The sequence below is a fragment of the Salinibius halmophilus genome (assembly GCF_003577475.1).
Classification (GTDB): domain Bacteria; phylum Pseudomonadota; class Gammaproteobacteria; order Pseudomonadales; family Natronospirillaceae; genus Salinibius; species Salinibius halmophilus.
On sequence record NZ_QPEP01000002.1, the window covers coordinates 50,102 to 66,227 of the forward strand.

Below are 16,126 nucleotides of genomic sequence, written 5' to 3' on the forward strand. Positions count from 1 at the left end.
CACCATGAAGCCAGTTTTATCTCGTCGTCGTTTCCTACAAGCTGCCGCCGCCAGTGCCGCCATTTTGCCCTTGCCAATTCAAGCACTGGCCAACACTTCGGCGGCTAGTGGTAGTCAAAAGAAAGTTGTATTTATTTACGTGCCCGATGGTGTGGTGCCGAATGAGTGGCACGCCCAAGGCAGTGGTTATAACTTCAATTTTGCCCCTATGAGCCAACCGCTAGAAGCCATTCGCCAACATGTGGTAATGCTAAAAGGCATTCATATGTACACGGGCTCTGGCCATGTTGCAGGCATGGAAGGCGTGTTAACTGGCGGCTTAAATCACAACCCAAATGGCAATTCATTGGATTTGGTTATTGCCGATGCCATTGGCCAGCAGTCTGCGTTCCGCTCGCTAAGCCTAGGCGTTGGTGCAAACTACAAAAACAACCAATCTAAGTATGCAACCTACCGCAATGGCCTACCTCAATCGCCGATTGATAGCCCGGTAAAAGCATATGAAGCCATGTTCGGCAAACAGACTGGTGGCGATGTAAAACAACTTCGGCTAAACGCCGTTGATGCCCATAAAGCACAGGTTGATACCTTGCGCAGCATGCTTGGCATGGAAGACCGTGCCGTTCTAGATGCGCATATGGAAGCGTTGCGCCAGTTAGAAACCCAGTTAAATGCCAGCACCGGCGATTTTAGCGCCCTGCCTGTTTCGACATGGGAAGCAAACTGGCAGCGCCCTGCTAACGCCTGGCCACCAGCCGAGCAGTATGAACCAAACTTTGCCGATGTTACCCGCCAACAAATGGATGTAATGGTTGCAGGGCTGCAGTCGGGCCGAACCAAGGTTGGCCACATTCAGATCTCTCACCCAGTATGTGAAATTCCACTTAGCCAATCACCAGACAGCGAACTGGCCGGTTTAGATAGCGCTTGGCACTCGTATAGTCACCATGGCAAAACCGCAACAGGTAGCAACTACATAAACTATGTAAAAGGCCGCCAATGGTTTACCCAGCAAGTTACCTATTTTGTGCAAAAGCTTGAGCAAACTGGTTTGTTAGATGACACCCTAGTCGTTTGCTATTCAGAACTTGGTGATGGCATGGACCATGACGCCAAAGACATGCCATTCTTCTTAGCAGGTGGCAGAAACGTGCTAACCGGTGGCCGTGCCCTTAGCTTTAATGGCGAAACCCACACCAAACTGCTGACCTCTATAGCCAACCTTATGGATGTACCAATGCAATCATTTGGTTACACAGGTGCCGGCACCGGCGATCTTCCAGGATTGATTAATTAGTAGGAATTGTTTCCAAAGTCGTAGGTTGTACGGTGCGTTTTTTGCACCGGGCAACATGTATAAAACAAAAAACCCGCTCAATGAGCGGGTTTTAATTTTCTAAGCTTTAAGGCTTAGCGAGTGTAAGACACACCTAGTTTATCTAGTACTAGGAAGAAGTTGTCTTGACGATCTTTGATGCCGTCCACTTTACCGCTGATTGGGCAAGTAGAGTCTGGGCAACCACGGTTTACAATACCTGAGATGTCGTCGATCAAACCTGTACCGTTTAGACCACCCGCAACATAGTTGCGGATCTCAGTTTTGTAATCCCAGCCAGCGTACTGACCGTTACCTACGTAACCNACCAGCGATGCTGCTTAGGTCTGCAACATTAGCGATGCTTACTGGCTTAACCGTCGGAGTTGAATCTTGCGGTGTAGCGGCCACAACATGGTTCGGCCAGCCTGCTACTTTTAGCAATACTGGGTCTTTTGGATTTGGCATAGACAGAATTGGTGGCTCGCCTTTAGCAGTGCCATCACAGTTCAAGTGCCAATCCCAATCAGCTGGGTCGCCCGCTTTCTTAGTCGTGTAGAACTTAGCTTTATAAGCGGTGTTAGTGTTGTCTGGGTCGATGTACACGTCACCAGCATTTGCAGTTGTACCTGCCGACCATACAGAGAAGTCCTTACATAGCTCACCTGGTAAAATAGGCGGCAATGTAGGCGTAACTGTCGCCGTAGGAGTTGCTGTAGGTGTAGCAGTCGCTGTTGGCGTAGCAGTTGCTGTCGCCGTAGGAGTTGCTGTAGGTGTAGCAGTCGCTGTTGGCGTAGCAGTCGCTGTCGGCGTAGCAGTTGCTGTTGGCGTAGCAGTTGCTGTCGGCGTAGCAGTCGCTGTCGGCGTAGCAGTCGCTGTCGGCGTAGCAGTCGCTGTTGGCGTAGCAGTTGCTGTCGGCGTAGCAGTTGGCGTTGCTGTCACAGAGGTGCCACAGCTTACTTCAGTCCAGAACCAACCTTCGCGTGGCGTTTCCCACACACCTGGGTTGTTCTTAGCTTCCCAGCAAGAGCCACCATACTCAAATACTTCGCCATTGTTGGCCTTAGTAGAACCCGGCACGAACGTTGGGTAAGTACCTACTACCGGCGTAGCAGTTGCTGTAGGAGTTGCAGTTGCTGTAGGAGTTGCAGTTGCTGTCGGAGTTGCCGTTGGGGCAACCGTTACAGTTGCAGTTGGCGTAGCAGTAATTACCGGCGTCGGCGTTGGGTCAACCACGCCATCTACTGATAACCAAGCGTCAGTCCAAGCGAAGCCAATGCCAGGCTCATAGGCAGACAGACCACACCAGCCTTCATAAGGGAAAGGCTTACATTCGTAAATTCCGTTGTTGCTAGTGACCTGATCGCCACCTTTGTAGGCGGTACCTTGCTGCCATGCTGGCGCCGCGTGAGAAATCGCTGAAACAGTTGCAAAGAATACCCCTGCACTGATCAACCTCATTGAAGAAGACTTCATAAGACTGCCTCTTGTTATTGTTGTTAGGTGTACCTAAAGGTAGCCATACAACTTTAGTCTCTATGAATGTAAAAAATTACCTCGCTGTAACAAAACCGTGACCTACTTCTCAGTTAGATATCCATTTGGATAGCTTTCAACACTTTTAGTCAGTTTTTGCGGTTTTTTTGAACAAAACACCCGTAGGTTGTACGGTGCGTTTTTTTTCACCGGGCAACATGTATAAAACAAAAAAAACCCGCTCGATGAGCGGGTTTTGATGATCTAAACCTTAGGGCTTAGCGAGTGTAAGACACACCTAGTTTATCTAGTACTAGGAAGAAGTTGTCTTGACGATCTTCAATGCCATCTACTGGGCCGCTGATTGGGCAAGTAGAGTCTGGGCAGCCACGGTTTACAATACCTGAGATGTCGTCGATCAAACCTGTACCGTTTAGACCACCCGCAACATAGTTGCGGATCTCAGTTTTGTAATCCCAGCCAGCGTACTGACCGTTACCTACGTAACCTTGTACATCGTTCATCCAGTAGAACAGACCAGCAATCCACTTAAGCTCTGGGTGCTCTTCTGACGTACAGATCAACTGCGGGTTAGAACAGAAGTCCAGGTTCGCGTATAGCGGATCTGCTGGTGCTGGGCGAACATCAATACCTTCAACATTCGTACCAACGGTTGCTGGGTCTACGTGTGAACGACCTAGGAAGTGGTTCAGTGTACCGAAGTTCTGGCGACCCGTTGTTTGGATCACACCACGGCCCCACCAGCCACAGCCTTCAACTGATTTACCAGCTGCACCATTGTGAACGAACTGACCAGCTTTCTGGTTCACGTACACTTGACACTCGTCACGCTCCCAAGCTTGCTTTGAGGTGTCGATTGACGTTGGTGGGTTTGCACACCAGCCACCGCCGAAGTTCCAGTAACCAACTGAACCATTCACTAGCAAACCAGCTTCTTCAAGTACCGCATCTGGTGCTGCGAACAATGGCGCAGGCGCACCGTACCAACCAGCGTGTGTTGTCGCTGTTACTTCCATCTTCGGTGCACGTGGGCACGAGTATGGGTGGTCGTTACCAGTTACTGGGTTCACACCATAGCTTGCGTAGTCTTGCTGTAGCTGACCACAAGATGAGCTCAGTGGGTAGTCTACTGGGTCACCAGTACCGATTGACCAGTTGTTTTCGTCACAAGCGTTGTAACGGATGGTTTCTTTCATTGACTGNAGGTGCACGTGGGCACGAGTATGGGTGGTCGTTACCAGTTACTGGGTTCACACCGTAGCTTGCGTAGTCTTGCTGTAGCTGACCACACGATGAGCTCAGTGGGTAGTCTACTGGGTCACCAGTACCGATTGACCAGTTGTTTTCGTCACAAGCGTTGTAACGGATGGTTTCTTTCATTGACTGAGCAAGGAACGCAGCAATCGCCACTTTCGCATACAGCGAGTTGGTCGCTTCGTCTTGACCTTCATCGTACAACCATAGTTGCTCACCAGCGATACCGACGTTGTGCATTGAGCTCAATGCTTGTAGGAAGTCCGCCCACTTGTAAACAGTCGATGGCGCGTATTTGCCTTGCGATACTTCGTACAAGAACGCTTCGTTGTTCATTGTTTGTTCAATAGACAACAGCGTGTTGTTCAACGACTGGATTGACGTGAGCGCAAGGCTAGTGTCGATCGCGCTGCCATCACCTTCTTTGTATAGAGGGATGGTTGCAGACATGTAGTCATTGATCTTGCTGTCTAGGCTTGCGTTGTCAGCATCAAACAATACCGCAAATACGTTGTGGTAAGCCGCGTGGCGAAGCTTACGCTCAGCTGAGGTCGCACCTAGGAAGTAAGTACCAGCTTGGTCTGCAGGCACTGAGCTTAGCATCGCAGGCGTCTTAACGAAGTCAGACACTTGCTTAACAAAGCGTAGCGCGTTGTCNAGCAAGGAACGCAGCAATCGCAACTTTCGCATACAGCGAGTTGGTGGCTTCGTCTTGGCCTTCATCGTACAACCATAGTTGCTCACCAGCGATACCTACGTTGTGCATTGAGCTCAATGCTTGTAGGAAGTCAGCCCACTTGTAAACAGTCGATGGTGCGTAGTTGTTCTCTGTGACTTCATACAAGAACGCTTCGTTATTCATGGTTTGCTCAACCGACAATAACGTGCTGTTCAACGACTGGATTGACGTGAGCGCAAGGCTAGTGTCGATCGCGCTGCCATCACCTTCTTTGTAAAGCGGGATGGTTGCAGACATGTAGTCATTGATCTTCGCATCTAGGCTTGCGTTGTCAGCGTCGAACAATACCGCAAATACGTTGTGGTAAGCCGCATGGCGTAGTTTACGCTCAGCTGAGGTCGCACCTAGGAAGTAAGTACCAGCTTGGTCTGCAGGCACTGAGCTTAGCATCGCAGGCGTCTTAACGAAGTCAGACACTTGCTTAACAAAGCGTAGCGCGTTGTCCCACTTGTCAGCATCTAGTGCTGGCGTGTTCGCTGGCTTAGTGAACGCAACAATGTCGGCGGCATTGGCGCCGGCGTATAGACCGAAGTTGTACAGTAGGTCAGATGCGTACTTCGACGCTGAATCCCATACTGAACGGTAACCAGTGTGGTAGTTCTGTGAGAACTCNCGCAACGATGTCAGCGGCATTGGCACCGGCGTATAGACCGAAGTTGTACAGTAGGTCAGATGCGTACTTCGACGCTGAATCCCATACTGAACGGTAACCAGTGTGGTAGTTCTGTGAGAACTCACCAATTTCTAGTTCCCAACCGAATACTGCGTTTGGTGCTAGCTGCGTCATGATTAGGTTGTGTGCTTGCGCCCAACCACGTGCATTGTTTTCTAGTGCATCAACACCAGATAGCGTGACTCCAGTCGCACCGGCAGCAGCATCCAACGCTTCTTTAACAGAGATGGCACCAAGCGATGCACCCTTGTCGAATACGATGCTGTCTAGCACGTCTGAACGTAGCAATACCGTCGCTGAACCCGCGTTTTTCGCTTCGATGATTGCCGCTTCAAAACCAGCTTGTAGACCAGCGATGCTGCTTAGGTCTGCAACATTAGCAATGCTTACTGGCTTAACAGTCGGAGTTGAATCTTGAGGTGTAGCAGCCACAACATAGTTTGGCCAGCCTGCTACTTTTAGCAATACTGGGTCTTTTGGATTTGGCATCGACAGGATAGCCGGCTCGCCTTGACCTGTGCCATCACAGTTCAGGTGCCATGTCCAATCTTCACTGCCCGGTACCTTGGTTGTTTCGAATTTTGCTTTGTACGCACTGTTGCCAACAACATATATCTCACCTTGTTTAGCTCGCGTGCCATCTGTCCAAACCGTCAGATCTTTACATAGCTCACCCGGCATAATTGGCGGCAATGTTGGGGTTACCACTTTCGTTGGTGTTACCACTGATGTTGGCGTAGCGGTTGGCGTTGCAATCTGAGTTGGCGTAGGCGATTGTGAAGGCACTAGCGTTGCAGAAGGCACACCAGTTGTTGTTGGCGTTACCACCATAGTTGTTGATGGGGCGGTGGTCACTACCGGCTCACTAGCACACTGTCCAACTTCATCCCATGCATCCGTCCAGTTTGCGCTATCTCCGGGTTTGTAAGCTTCTATGCCACACCAACCTGAATAAGGGTGTGGTTTGCACTCGTAAACATTACCATCAAATTGAACTTGATCTCCGCCACTATAAGTACCTTTCTGCCAGTCCGGAACACTACATGCAGGTACAGATGTTGGCACTAACGTCACCGATGGCACTAGCGTTGTGGTAGGCGTTGGGATTAGTGTAGTGGTTGGCACCAATACTTGAGTTGGCGTAGCCGTTGGGGCTTCCGTCGGTGCTTCTGTTGGCGTGGCCGTTGGCGCTTGCGTCGGTGTTTCTGTCGGCGTAGCGGTTGGGGCTTGCGTCGGTGCTTCTGTTGGCGTAGCTGTTGGCGCTTGCGTTGGCGTAGCTGTTGCCGTTGGTGTTTCTGTTGGCGTAGCTGTTGGCGCTTGCGTCGGTGCTTCTGTCGGCTTAGCTGTTGGCGTCGCCGTTGGCGCTTGCGTTGGTGTTTCTGTAGGTGCCGAAGTAGGGTCTACCGGAGTAGGACTAACAACATTAGTTGGCGCCGTCGTAGGCGTAGCCATTTGTGTTGGCTGCGTTGTTGGCGTTGCAGTAGGTGTTGTGTTCGGAGACTCTGTTGGTGTAGCCGTTATGGTTGGCGACGTGACAATAGGTGTCGCGCTTACAACAGTTTGGTCATCGTTGCCTGGAAGCGTTTGACCACCTGGCATATCTGTCGTCGTGCTATCTGAGCATCCTGCTACGATTGCCGCTACGGCTATCGCAAGCGCAGGGGCTCGTAATTTGTATTTGTTATCACCGAGCATAGTGTTGTATCTCTAAATGAATTTAACTTGGCGAGTATAAATTCTGAGCAGATACAAAAGGCAAACATTTTGCAAACATGTGACATCATTATCAGATTTAACTATTTTTTTGCTTTGAAACTGATTGCAAAAGATGTGGTGCGCAATGTGTTTCCCAAACCTCCGGTTGGTAAAACCTACGCCAATCATAAAAACCAGATCGTAGGTTGTACGGTGCGTTTTTGTGCACCGGGCAACATGTATAAAACAAAAAACCCGCTCGATGAGCGGGTTTTGATGATCTAAACCTTAGGGCTTAGCGAGTGTAAGACACACCTAGTTTGTCTAGTACTAGGAAGAAGTTGTCTTGACGATCTTCAATGCCATCAACTTTACCGCTGATTGGGCAAGTCGAGTCTGGGCAACCACGGTTTACAATGCCTGAGATGTCGTCGATCAAACCAGTACCGGTTAGACCATTGGCAACATAGTTGCGGATCTCAGTTTTGTAATCCCAGCCAGCATAGGCACCATTACCTACGTAACCTTGTACATCGTTCATCCAGTAGAACAGACCAGCAATCCACTTAAGCTCTGGATGCTCTTCTGAAGTACAGATCAACTGCGGGTTAGAACAGAAATCCAGGTTCGCGTATAGCGGATCAGCTGGCGCTGGGCGAACGTTGATGCCTTCAACGTTAGTACCAACGGTTGCTGGGTCTACGTGTGAACGGCCTAGGAAGTGGTTCAGTGTACCGAAGTTCTGGCGACCCGTTGTCTGGATCACACCACGGCCCCACCAGCCACAGCCTTCAACTGATTTACCAGCTGCGCCGTTGTGAACGAATTCACCCGCTTTCTGACCAACGTATACTTTACAAGTATCACGCTCCCAAGCTTGCTTGGTGTCATCGATTGAGGTTGGGATGTCACCACACCAGCCACCGCCGAAGTTCCAGTAACCGACTGAGCCATTCACTAGAATGCCAGCTTCTTCAAGTACTGCGTCAGGGGCTGCGAACAATGGTGCCGGGGCACCGTACCAACCAGCGTGCGTGGTCGCTGTCACTTCCATCTTCGGTGCACGTGGGCACGAGTATGGGTGATCAACACCGGTTACTGGGTTTTCACCATAGCTGGCGTAGTCTTGCTGTAGCTGACCACAAGATGAGCTCAGTGGGTAGTCTACTGGGTCACCAGTACCGATTGACCAGTTGTTTTCGTCACAAGCGTTGTAACGGATGGTTTCTTTCATTGACTGNGCCAGCGATGCTACTTAGGTCTGCAACATTAGCAATGCTTACAGGCTTAACAGTCGGCGCTGAATCTTGAGGTGTAGCAGCCACAACATAGTTCGGCCAACCTGCTACTTTTAGCAATACTGGGTCTTTTGGATTTGGCATAGATAGAATAGCCGGCTCGCCTTGACCTGTGCCATCACAGTTCAGGTGCCATGTCCAATCTTCACTGCCTGGTACCTTGGTCGTTTCGAATTTTGCTTTATACGCACTGTTGCCAACAACATATATCTCACCTTGTTTAGCTCGCGTGCCATCTGTCCAAACCGTCAGATCTTTGCATAGCTCACCCGGCATAATTGGCGGCAATGTTGGGGTTACCACTTTTGTTGGGGTTACCACTTTTGTTGGCGTTACCGCTGATGTTGGCGTTACCACTGAAGTTGGGGTAGCCGTTGGTGTTGCTGTTACACCAGCAGTTGGCGTAGCGGTTGGTGCTGCTGTCGGTGCTTCGGTTGGCTGAGTTGAGCCACAGTCACCTACTAACTCCCAGAACCAGCCTTCTTTAGGGTCTTCCCACTTACCAGGGTTGTTTTTAGCTTTAAATAGCTGACCATTGAACTGGTAAACTTCGCCGTTTTGAGGCTGGGTTTCACCTTTCACAAAAACAGGCTCAGAACATACTGCAGGTGTTGCCGTTGGTGTTGCCGTTGGTGTTGCCGTTGGTGTTGCCGTTGGTGTTGCCGTTGGCGTTGCAGTCGGAGCTTCAGTTGGTGTTGGCGCTTGCGTTACAACAGACGTTGGCGTCGCAGTTGGCGTAGCCGTTGGTGCTTGCGTTACTACTGTCGTCGGCGTAGCGGTTGGCGCAGCCGTTGCTGTTGGACCAGCTGTTGGCACAGACGATGGCTCAGCAGAAGGCGTTGGCGTACCTGGTATTATCTGACCATCTGTCGTAAAAGTGTAGTTACATGCTGACAGAGCAGCCGCTGCGGTTACTGCGAACGCGAGGCTTTTTAGGCGATATGCATTCATCTTGTTATACCTATAATTGTGTTGTTCTCCGAGGCGTGTGCCCCTAACAACTAGAATCATAGGCAGGTTTTTATCAACTTAAGAGCCTCCATATCTCGAATTGCGGAGGGCTTAACGTTTGCTGACTAGTATTGTTATCAATCTGTTAATCGTGTCACGGAACCTAGCCCATTAGTTATTGCAAGCAATGCATGTATTCGACATTCATGAGCAATAACGCTTTAGGTGGTGTAACTGCACAGCAGGTATTAACAAATAAAGGCCCGCTCGAAAGAACGGGCCTTGGTTGCATGCAGTTTGTACTTAATTAAAAGTCACACACTACTCGCCATGCTGGTGCAGATGGTGCATCAATCTTGTTGGTCGCAGTGGTTGCTTCCCAAACTTGATTGTTATACGTCACACGTTCACCGGCACCGTGATACCAAAGCGTTGGGTCAAACGCAGTATAAGTGCTGGTGGTGTAATCCATCATGCCACAGGTAATTTCGCTAACAATTGGCGCGCCATCTTTATAGCGGTTTGCCACCCCTAGCACTAGTCCTTCGGCCGTAACCAGCTCAACACTGTGTGGTACTGGCATTGGCATAAAGTACTTGAATGGAAGACGAGCAGTCTCACCTGGCTTGAGGCTTACCGGTGTTGTCTTGGCACCAAAGTCTAACTCGATTACCGAGAACTTACCGTTGTAGCCGCCTACGTTACCGGTACCTGTATTGGCATACTCAAGCACGCTATAGGCAATTGAGTCGACATTTGCCGATGGCACGGTTGGCGCGCGCCATGGACGTAGCAGCCCGGTCATGGCATTCGCATCAGTCATAATAGGGTTGATTGGCACAGCACTACTCAAATGCAAGCGAACCTTACCACCAGTCAGATCAACTTGAGAGTTGTTGACAATCTCGAGCGCAGGCTGAATTGGGTAGTTGTCTTCGCCCTTTGGCATAAAGCCAACCAGGTCAATGTCAACATCCACTGCATTTTCTGGCAATACATGCTCAGGGTTGCCTGGCTTGATGCCATATGGCGACGCGTTTTTGAACATGTTGTAAGCAAGATCTGTAAGCGTGCTGCCGTACCAGTAGTTGTCTTTTACTGTGCCATGCGCATTCACTGTACCTGGCTTAGCAAAGTCACCTGCCATCTCCCAGAACATCACACCACCGGCACCTTGGTCGATTGCGTACTGAACTTTTGCAGCATAAGACTTTTCGTTCTCAGTAGAGAGGAACACGCTCTTCTCAGCATTCCACAACCATGGTGACTGTGCCACGTCATCATAAAACTCCACATAGTTGCCTACGTATTTAGTTTTGTCAGCTGTGGTGTCGTGGCCGTTTTCAGCAAGGTAATCGATTGTGAGGTTATCGCGCAGGTTAAACGCGTGCCATAGTGGACCGGCACCAGCAGGCAATTCGTTGCCAGCGTCATCACGGTCGAACCATAGATTGTCAATGCCTTCAGCACCCCAGCCACAGGCAGGGCGTCCGCCTGTTGGCGCGGCTGAAATCGAGTTAGGCCCCATGTTATCGCCGGTACCTAGTGGACAGTTCTTCGGATCTGGGAAGTCAGCTTTACCCCAAAGACCATTTTCACCACCCTGTACACCTTGCCAACCACGGGTATAGTGCGCCAAACCAATGTTGATACGGCCGCCCGCTAGCATGGTACGGAAGTAGTTATAAGCCCAGTCAATGTTCAAATAACCTTCGCCATTGAACCACTTGCCATCACCCGACAGGTCGTAAATACCTGCACCAGCAATTTCGCTGTCTTTACCGGTATCGTATAACGCTGAGTTATGACCAACATGGCCGTTCCACGCGCCGTGTAAGTCATAAGACATGATGTTTACATAGTCTAAGTACTTCAGTGCTTGGAAGCCCTCAAAACCACGTAACAGATAGCCAGACGACGGCGAGGCGATCGTTAGCATGTAGTACTTGTTGTCTTTGCGTGCTTGTTTGTCGAGTTCTACACGTAATGCTTCCATAAGCACCATGTAGCCTTCCCACAACTTGCCGCGGTGAGCATTAGATATTTCCCAGTCGTACGGGTTGCCTGAGTCAGACATAGACGATGGGTATTCATAGTCGATGTCTATACCATCAAACTCGTACTCTTTGACAAATCGTGCTGCCGATTCGGCAAATTTCTGAATTCGGTCGTAGGCTATATTGCCCGTTGCAGTATCGATCGTAAGCTCGTAGAAACCACCGTTGAACTTACGCGTACCAGGGAACTCTGGTAGCGCACCGGTCGGGTCTTCGCCCCAGAAACCGCCTGTTTCAGCCCAACCACCAACAGATAGCAGTAGCTTCACATCATTTTGCTGAGCGTACTGGTTCAACAGGTTGAAATGGCCTTTGTATGGCTTGCTTGGATCCATTTCAAATTCTGGACCTAGCTGATCCCAAGTCATGCCCGTAGCAGGGTTGCCTGGGTCTTGTGGATTACCAATAGACACTTCCCAGTTGGCATCAACATGCGCAAACGCATAGTTAATGTGGGTCAAGCTGTTCCATGGTGCATCCGGTGCTAGGAATGAAACATCACGGTTAAATGTTGTGACGTTTTGATCACCTACAACATTTGACTTGTAGCCGTTGCGCCAAGAAGTGAAGTAGCCGATTACACGGCGAGGGTGGTCGGCACCCATTTTTTCACGGCCGTCTTGGTCATAGACATCACAGTATGGTGGCACCACTTCTGGCGTGTACCACAAGCCTTCTGGCTTACATTCAAGATGCGCTGCATCAGTACCTGGCAATGGCGTAGCAGTTGGCGTGACTGGCTTGGTTGGATCTACTGGCTGGGTTGGATCCACTGGCTGTGTTGGATCCACTGGCTGGGTTGGATCTACTGGCTGCGTTGGATCTACTGGCTGGGTTGGATCTACTGGCTGGGTTGGATCTACTGGCTGCGTTGGATCTACTGGCTGGGTTGGATCTACTGGCTGCGTTGGATCTACGCCCGTGCTGCAGTCTGTCGCAACACGCCATGAGTTCTGACCAGCGCTGCTGGATGGCGGCTGATACTGCTGACCAAGCGCGTATAGTTCATATACAACGCCTTCGTAGGTCACTTGGTCTCCAATTTTGTAGCTACCCCAAGCCGCGGCATCAAACTCAGGCGCCTCACAGGTAACTGGCACATCAGTTGGCGTGACGGTTGGTGTGACTGTTGGATCAACTGGTGTTGTTGGGTCAACCGGTGTGGTTGGATCTACCGGTGTTGTTGGATCTACCGGTGTTGTTGGGTCAACCGGTGTTGTTGGGTCAACCGGTGTTGTTGGATCTACCGGTGTTGTTGGGTCAACCGGTGTTGTTGGGTCTACCGGTGTTGTTGGATCTACCGGTGTTGTTGGGTCAACCGGTGTCGTTGGGTCAACCGGTGTTGTTGGGTCTACTGACCCAGTGGGCGTTGGTGTCGAACCAATCGCATTGCCACCGTCATCCACCGTAACATTACACGCCGATAATGCTGCGGCGGTTGTCACGGCGAATGCAAGGCCTTTTAAGCGATATGCACTCATGTTGTTGTTCCTATAGTAGTGTTGCTCTCCGAGGACCCTTAGCGGCCTCTTTACAACCGGTATCATAGGCACAACGATTGTGTGAAATTGAGCGTAGAAAAACTACTATGCGAAGGAATTAACACTTACCCACTGGTAATTATTACGTTTTGTTAATCCGTTCACGGAACCATTTTCATACAGAAAAAATACAGAAAATTGAGAACTAAACCTTAGGGTCATACTCGCACGTGCCAAGGCTCGTAGCGCACGCCATCTCGGTTGGTGGTGGTATAGCGAATCTCGATATAGCCCAACTCAATCATGCGCCGATATTCTTCCGTCTCAGCAAACCGGTTAGTGAAGTTGTCTAAACCAAAACCAACTTTGCCTACATCAAAGTCACCAACGCTGTGAAATGTATGAGCAGGTGGCGCAAGTGAGCGAGAGGCACGAGAGATATTGTAATCGGAACTAACAACTTTGTTCATAAACAGCTGGAACTGCTTCATCACCGAGCGCACACCTGAGGTTAGGATGATGGTATCGCCCACATCCTCGCGCAGCTTGTTATATAAATTTAGTGGATCACCTTTATACAAGTAATGGCCGGTGCGCGGTATTTTATCAACATCACTGAGTTTAATTCGGTCGGTGAGGTTTTCGGTCACGCGACTACCAAAAAAACCTAAGCGACTGACATCGTCGTAGAACAGCTGTTCCATAAATTCGATTTCGGCAGCAGTAAACTCACCGATCGATGAGAAGCTGCGGCCATACCGTAAAGCTTCATCAAAACTCACCACGTTAAAATTGCCAAATCCTATGGTGTTCTTTACCGAGTTAATACGCTTGAGCGTTTGATTAAGCATGGCTTTTTCGCTTTCGGTTAGCCATACGTCATCGTTGAACGATGCATCAAAGTTTTGAATCTTAGCAAGATAACTGGGTTGCTCATCCGAGATTGGGTCCAGCTCAAGTTCATTGCCAATTACCGGCTGACTTGCACCATCTTCCAAAATGGGTTGTTCATCAGCAAAGGGCAAGGGGTCATGGTCGTGCGGATGACTATGCGGCAACCCTAGCGTGATGTTGCGCTCTATCCACTCGGGCGTTTGTCGACCAAAGTGGCGATATAGCACAGTACCACTTAGCGAAATCATGGCACCACTCAAAATGCCTTTAATAAATCTTCTTCTATCCACAGCTCGCCTCAACGATGATCACTATCCCAAGTGAAAAACTTGGCGGAGTAAAGCATAAAACATACAGTCATGATTGCTAATATTACCAAGTGCCAATAGATGCGCTCAATGCTCGCCCCTTCAGTCATAACAGCTCTGGCTGCTTCAACCATATGCGACAAGGGTAGCAAATATGACAAATTGGTTAGCCAGTCTGGTGCACTGCTCAACGGGAACCATACGCCAGACAGTAGCATCATTGGCCAGCTCGTTAGGTTAATTAAACCACTAGCAAACTCTTCGCTGCGCACGCGAGCAATCATAGCGATACTTAGCGAAATTAAGCTAAGCCCACCTAAAATTGCGATTAATAACAGCAACCACAATGAGCCTAAAATTTGCACATCAATCGTAAGTTTAGCACCGACCAACAAAACACTGCACACGCAAATCACAATCAACAAGCGGGATGCCATATGGGCGGCAATAAAGGCCAAGGGTTTTATCGGCGTTGCGCGCAAGCGCTTTAGTACGCCATTTTTACGATACCGTACCAGCGCATAACCAACACCAAAGAGGCTAGCAAACATTATGTTCATCGATAACACGCCAGGAATGACCCAATCAACATAGCGAATGGGCTCGCCGACAACCGGCGAGCGGCGATAGGTTGGATCTTGCAGCACCAACAAGGTTTCCAACATCTCGCTATCGTAGGATTCCTCATTTACCCAATATTTGCGCTGGTCTAAATCCACAACCAGGTCTAGTTGGTGACGGCGAAGCAGCTCAACCGCTTCCAGCTCAGTATTGTAATAAACCTTAGCAACATTCGACATCGACATCACGGCCGGAGGGTTTGCATAGGCATCTAACTGGCTTAACACACCAATTTGAAATGATGGCACATCGCGACCAAAAGCAACGGCAAAGCCGGCAATGAGCATCACCGGGAAAACGATGTTCCACATTAATGAGCCACGATCACGAAGAAACTCACGGTTGCGCGCAGCAAACACGGCATAGAAGCTTTTAATCATCGTTAAGCCCCGCCCCGGTTAACTTAATAAACAAATCTTCAAGTGTTGGCGTTACCACTTGCAGGCCAGCCAGATTAACCTTCTGCGCCATCAATGTACTTAGTACTTGGCTTACATCAGTGGTCGCGATTTCAATGTAATCGGCATGGCGTTGATAATCGAGTGGCAGTTCTGCTGGCAGCTCAGTTAACGGAATACGCACTAACACACCGTCGAAATGCTGTTTAAGCAAGTCAAACGGCGCGCCCTGAGCAATGATTTTACCCGTTTGCATAATGGCGATCTCATCGCACAAAGACTGAGCTTCTTCCATATAATGCGTGGTCAGCACTATGGTTCTGCCTTTCGCTTTTACTCGCTCAATCAATGACCAAAACAAACGTCGAGCATTGGGGTCTAAGCCAGTCGTTGGTTCATCTAAAAACACAATATCAGGGTCGTTAATCAGCGCTAGGGCTAATAATAAGCGTTGACGCTGACCACCAGATAACCGGCGTGCATCATTGGTTAGCAGTGGTTGCAACTCACATATAGCAATCAACTCTGCCATAGGCATAGTATGTTGGTACAAGGCAGCGAACATATTTAGGGTTTCTTGCACCGTTAAATGGTCGGGCAAGGCAGTCTGCTGAAATTGAATACCCAAGCGTTCATACAATTTTGGGCTTGCAGGCTCACCCAATATGCTAACGCTGCCACTACAGGGTGCGTTAATGCCTTCAATTATTTCGATGGTAGTCGTTTTGCCTGCCCCGTTAGGCCCCAGCAACCCAAAACAAATACCATGCGGAATGCGAAGATCGACGCCATCCACAGCCGTGACCTTAGCAAAGCGCTTCACTAGGTTGTTTACTTCAATCGCAAAAGTCATAGAAACCCTTTTGTTTATCGCCAGCAAGTCTAACTGGTTTTACTTGTGAATGGCATCAATCAAGATGAATGAGTGGTATAGTGTCCGCCTAG

At 49.6% G+C, this 16,126-nt stretch carries 9 protein-coding genes; 2 read left to right on the top strand and 7 right to left on the bottom strand.

The window, feature by feature from the left end:
- Window positions 1-4: 4 nt before the first annotated feature.
- Entirely contained in the window at window positions 5-1,297 is a 1,293-nt protein-coding gene (locus DUW71_RS01830) for a DUF1552 domain-containing protein (RefSeq protein WP_119393540.1), read from the top strand.
- Between the two features lie 113 nt (window positions 1,298-1,410).
- On the opposite strand, the gene DUW71_RS17530 is transcribed toward DUW71_RS01830, so the two are convergent.
- Window positions 1,411-1,554 (bottom strand): hypothetical protein, encoded by a 144-nt coding sequence (locus tag DUW71_RS17530; protein WP_158583825.1) that lies wholly within the window; start codon window positions 1,552-1,554, stop codon window positions 1,411-1,413.
- A gap of 1,515 nt (window positions 1,555-3,069) precedes the next feature.
- Window positions 3,070-4,008 (bottom strand): hypothetical protein, encoded by a 939-nt coding sequence (locus DUW71_RS01850; RefSeq protein WP_199671124.1) that lies wholly within the window; start codon window positions 4,006-4,008, stop codon window positions 3,070-3,072.
- A 3,192-nt stretch (window positions 4,009-7,200) separates the two neighbouring features.
- Between DUW71_RS01850 and DUW71_RS01870 the strand changes: the two genes are divergently transcribed.
- Window positions 7,201-7,458, top strand: coding sequence for a hypothetical protein (locus DUW71_RS01870; RefSeq protein ID WP_158583828.1), 258 nt, complete (start codon window positions 7,201-7,203; stop codon window positions 7,456-7,458).
- Window positions 7,459-7,468: 10 nt separating this feature from the next.
- On the opposite strand, the gene DUW71_RS17650 is transcribed toward DUW71_RS01870, so the two are convergent.
- The 5 genes from DUW71_RS17650 to DUW71_RS01895 all read right to left on the bottom strand — a co-directional run bounded on the left by DUW71_RS17650 (window position 7,469) and on the right by DUW71_RS01895 (window position 16,034).
- Window positions 7,469-8,407: a hypothetical protein gene (locus DUW71_RS17650; protein ID WP_199671126.1), complete on the bottom strand. Its 939-nt coding sequence runs from the start codon at window positions 8,405-8,407 to the stop codon at window positions 7,469-7,471.
- Between the two features lie 1,322 nt (window positions 8,408-9,729).
- Window positions 9,730-12,960 carry a glycosyl hydrolase family 18 protein gene (locus DUW71_RS01880; RefSeq protein WP_119393544.1) on the bottom strand — a complete coding sequence of 1,077 codons (3,231 nt, stop codon included), beginning with the start codon at window positions 12,958-12,960 and terminating at the stop codon, window positions 9,730-9,732.
- A 218-nt stretch (window positions 12,961-13,178) separates the two neighbouring features.
- Window positions 13,179-14,144 carry a M15 family metallopeptidase gene (locus DUW71_RS01885; protein WP_158583832.1) on the bottom strand — a complete coding sequence of 322 codons (966 nt, stop codon included), beginning with the start codon at window positions 14,142-14,144 and terminating at the stop codon, window positions 13,179-13,181.
- 8 nt (window positions 14,145-14,152) lie between these two features.
- Window positions 14,153-15,163 carry an ABC transporter permease gene (locus tag DUW71_RS01890; protein ID WP_233546004.1) on the bottom strand — a complete coding sequence of 337 codons (1,011 nt, stop codon included), beginning with the start codon at window positions 15,161-15,163 and terminating at the stop codon, window positions 14,153-14,155.
- Window positions 15,156-16,034: an ABC transporter ATP-binding protein gene (locus DUW71_RS01895; RefSeq protein WP_119393546.1), complete on the bottom strand. Its 879-nt coding sequence runs from the start codon at window positions 16,032-16,034 to the stop codon at window positions 15,156-15,158. The genes DUW71_RS01890 and DUW71_RS01895 overlap by 8 nt, the downstream gene beginning before the upstream one ends.
- Window positions 16,035-16,126: the final 92 nt, after the last annotated feature.

Coding starts and splice junctions, on each gene's coding strand:
- DUW71_RS01830 (WP_119393540.1), top strand. CDS start 5: ATGAAGCCAGTTTTATCTCGTCGTCGTTTCCTACAAGCTGCCGCCGCC.
- DUW71_RS01850 (WP_199671124.1), bottom strand. CDS start 4,008: ATGAAAGAAACCATCCGTTACAACGCTTGTGACGAAAACAACTGGTCA.
- DUW71_RS01890 (WP_233546004.1), bottom strand. CDS start 15,163: ATGATTAAAAGCTTCTATGCCGTGTTTGCTGCGCGCAACCGTGAGTTT.
- DUW71_RS01880 (WP_119393544.1), bottom strand. CDS start 12,960: ATGAGTGCATATCGCTTAAAAGGCCTTGCATTCGCCGTGACAACCGCC.
- DUW71_RS01895 (WP_119393546.1), bottom strand. CDS start 16,034: ATGACTTTTGCGATTGAAGTAAACAACCTAGTGAAGCGCTTTGCTAAG.
- DUW71_RS17650 (WP_199671126.1), bottom strand. CDS start 8,407: ATGAAAGAAACCATCCGTTACAACGCTTGTGACGAAAACAACTGGTCA.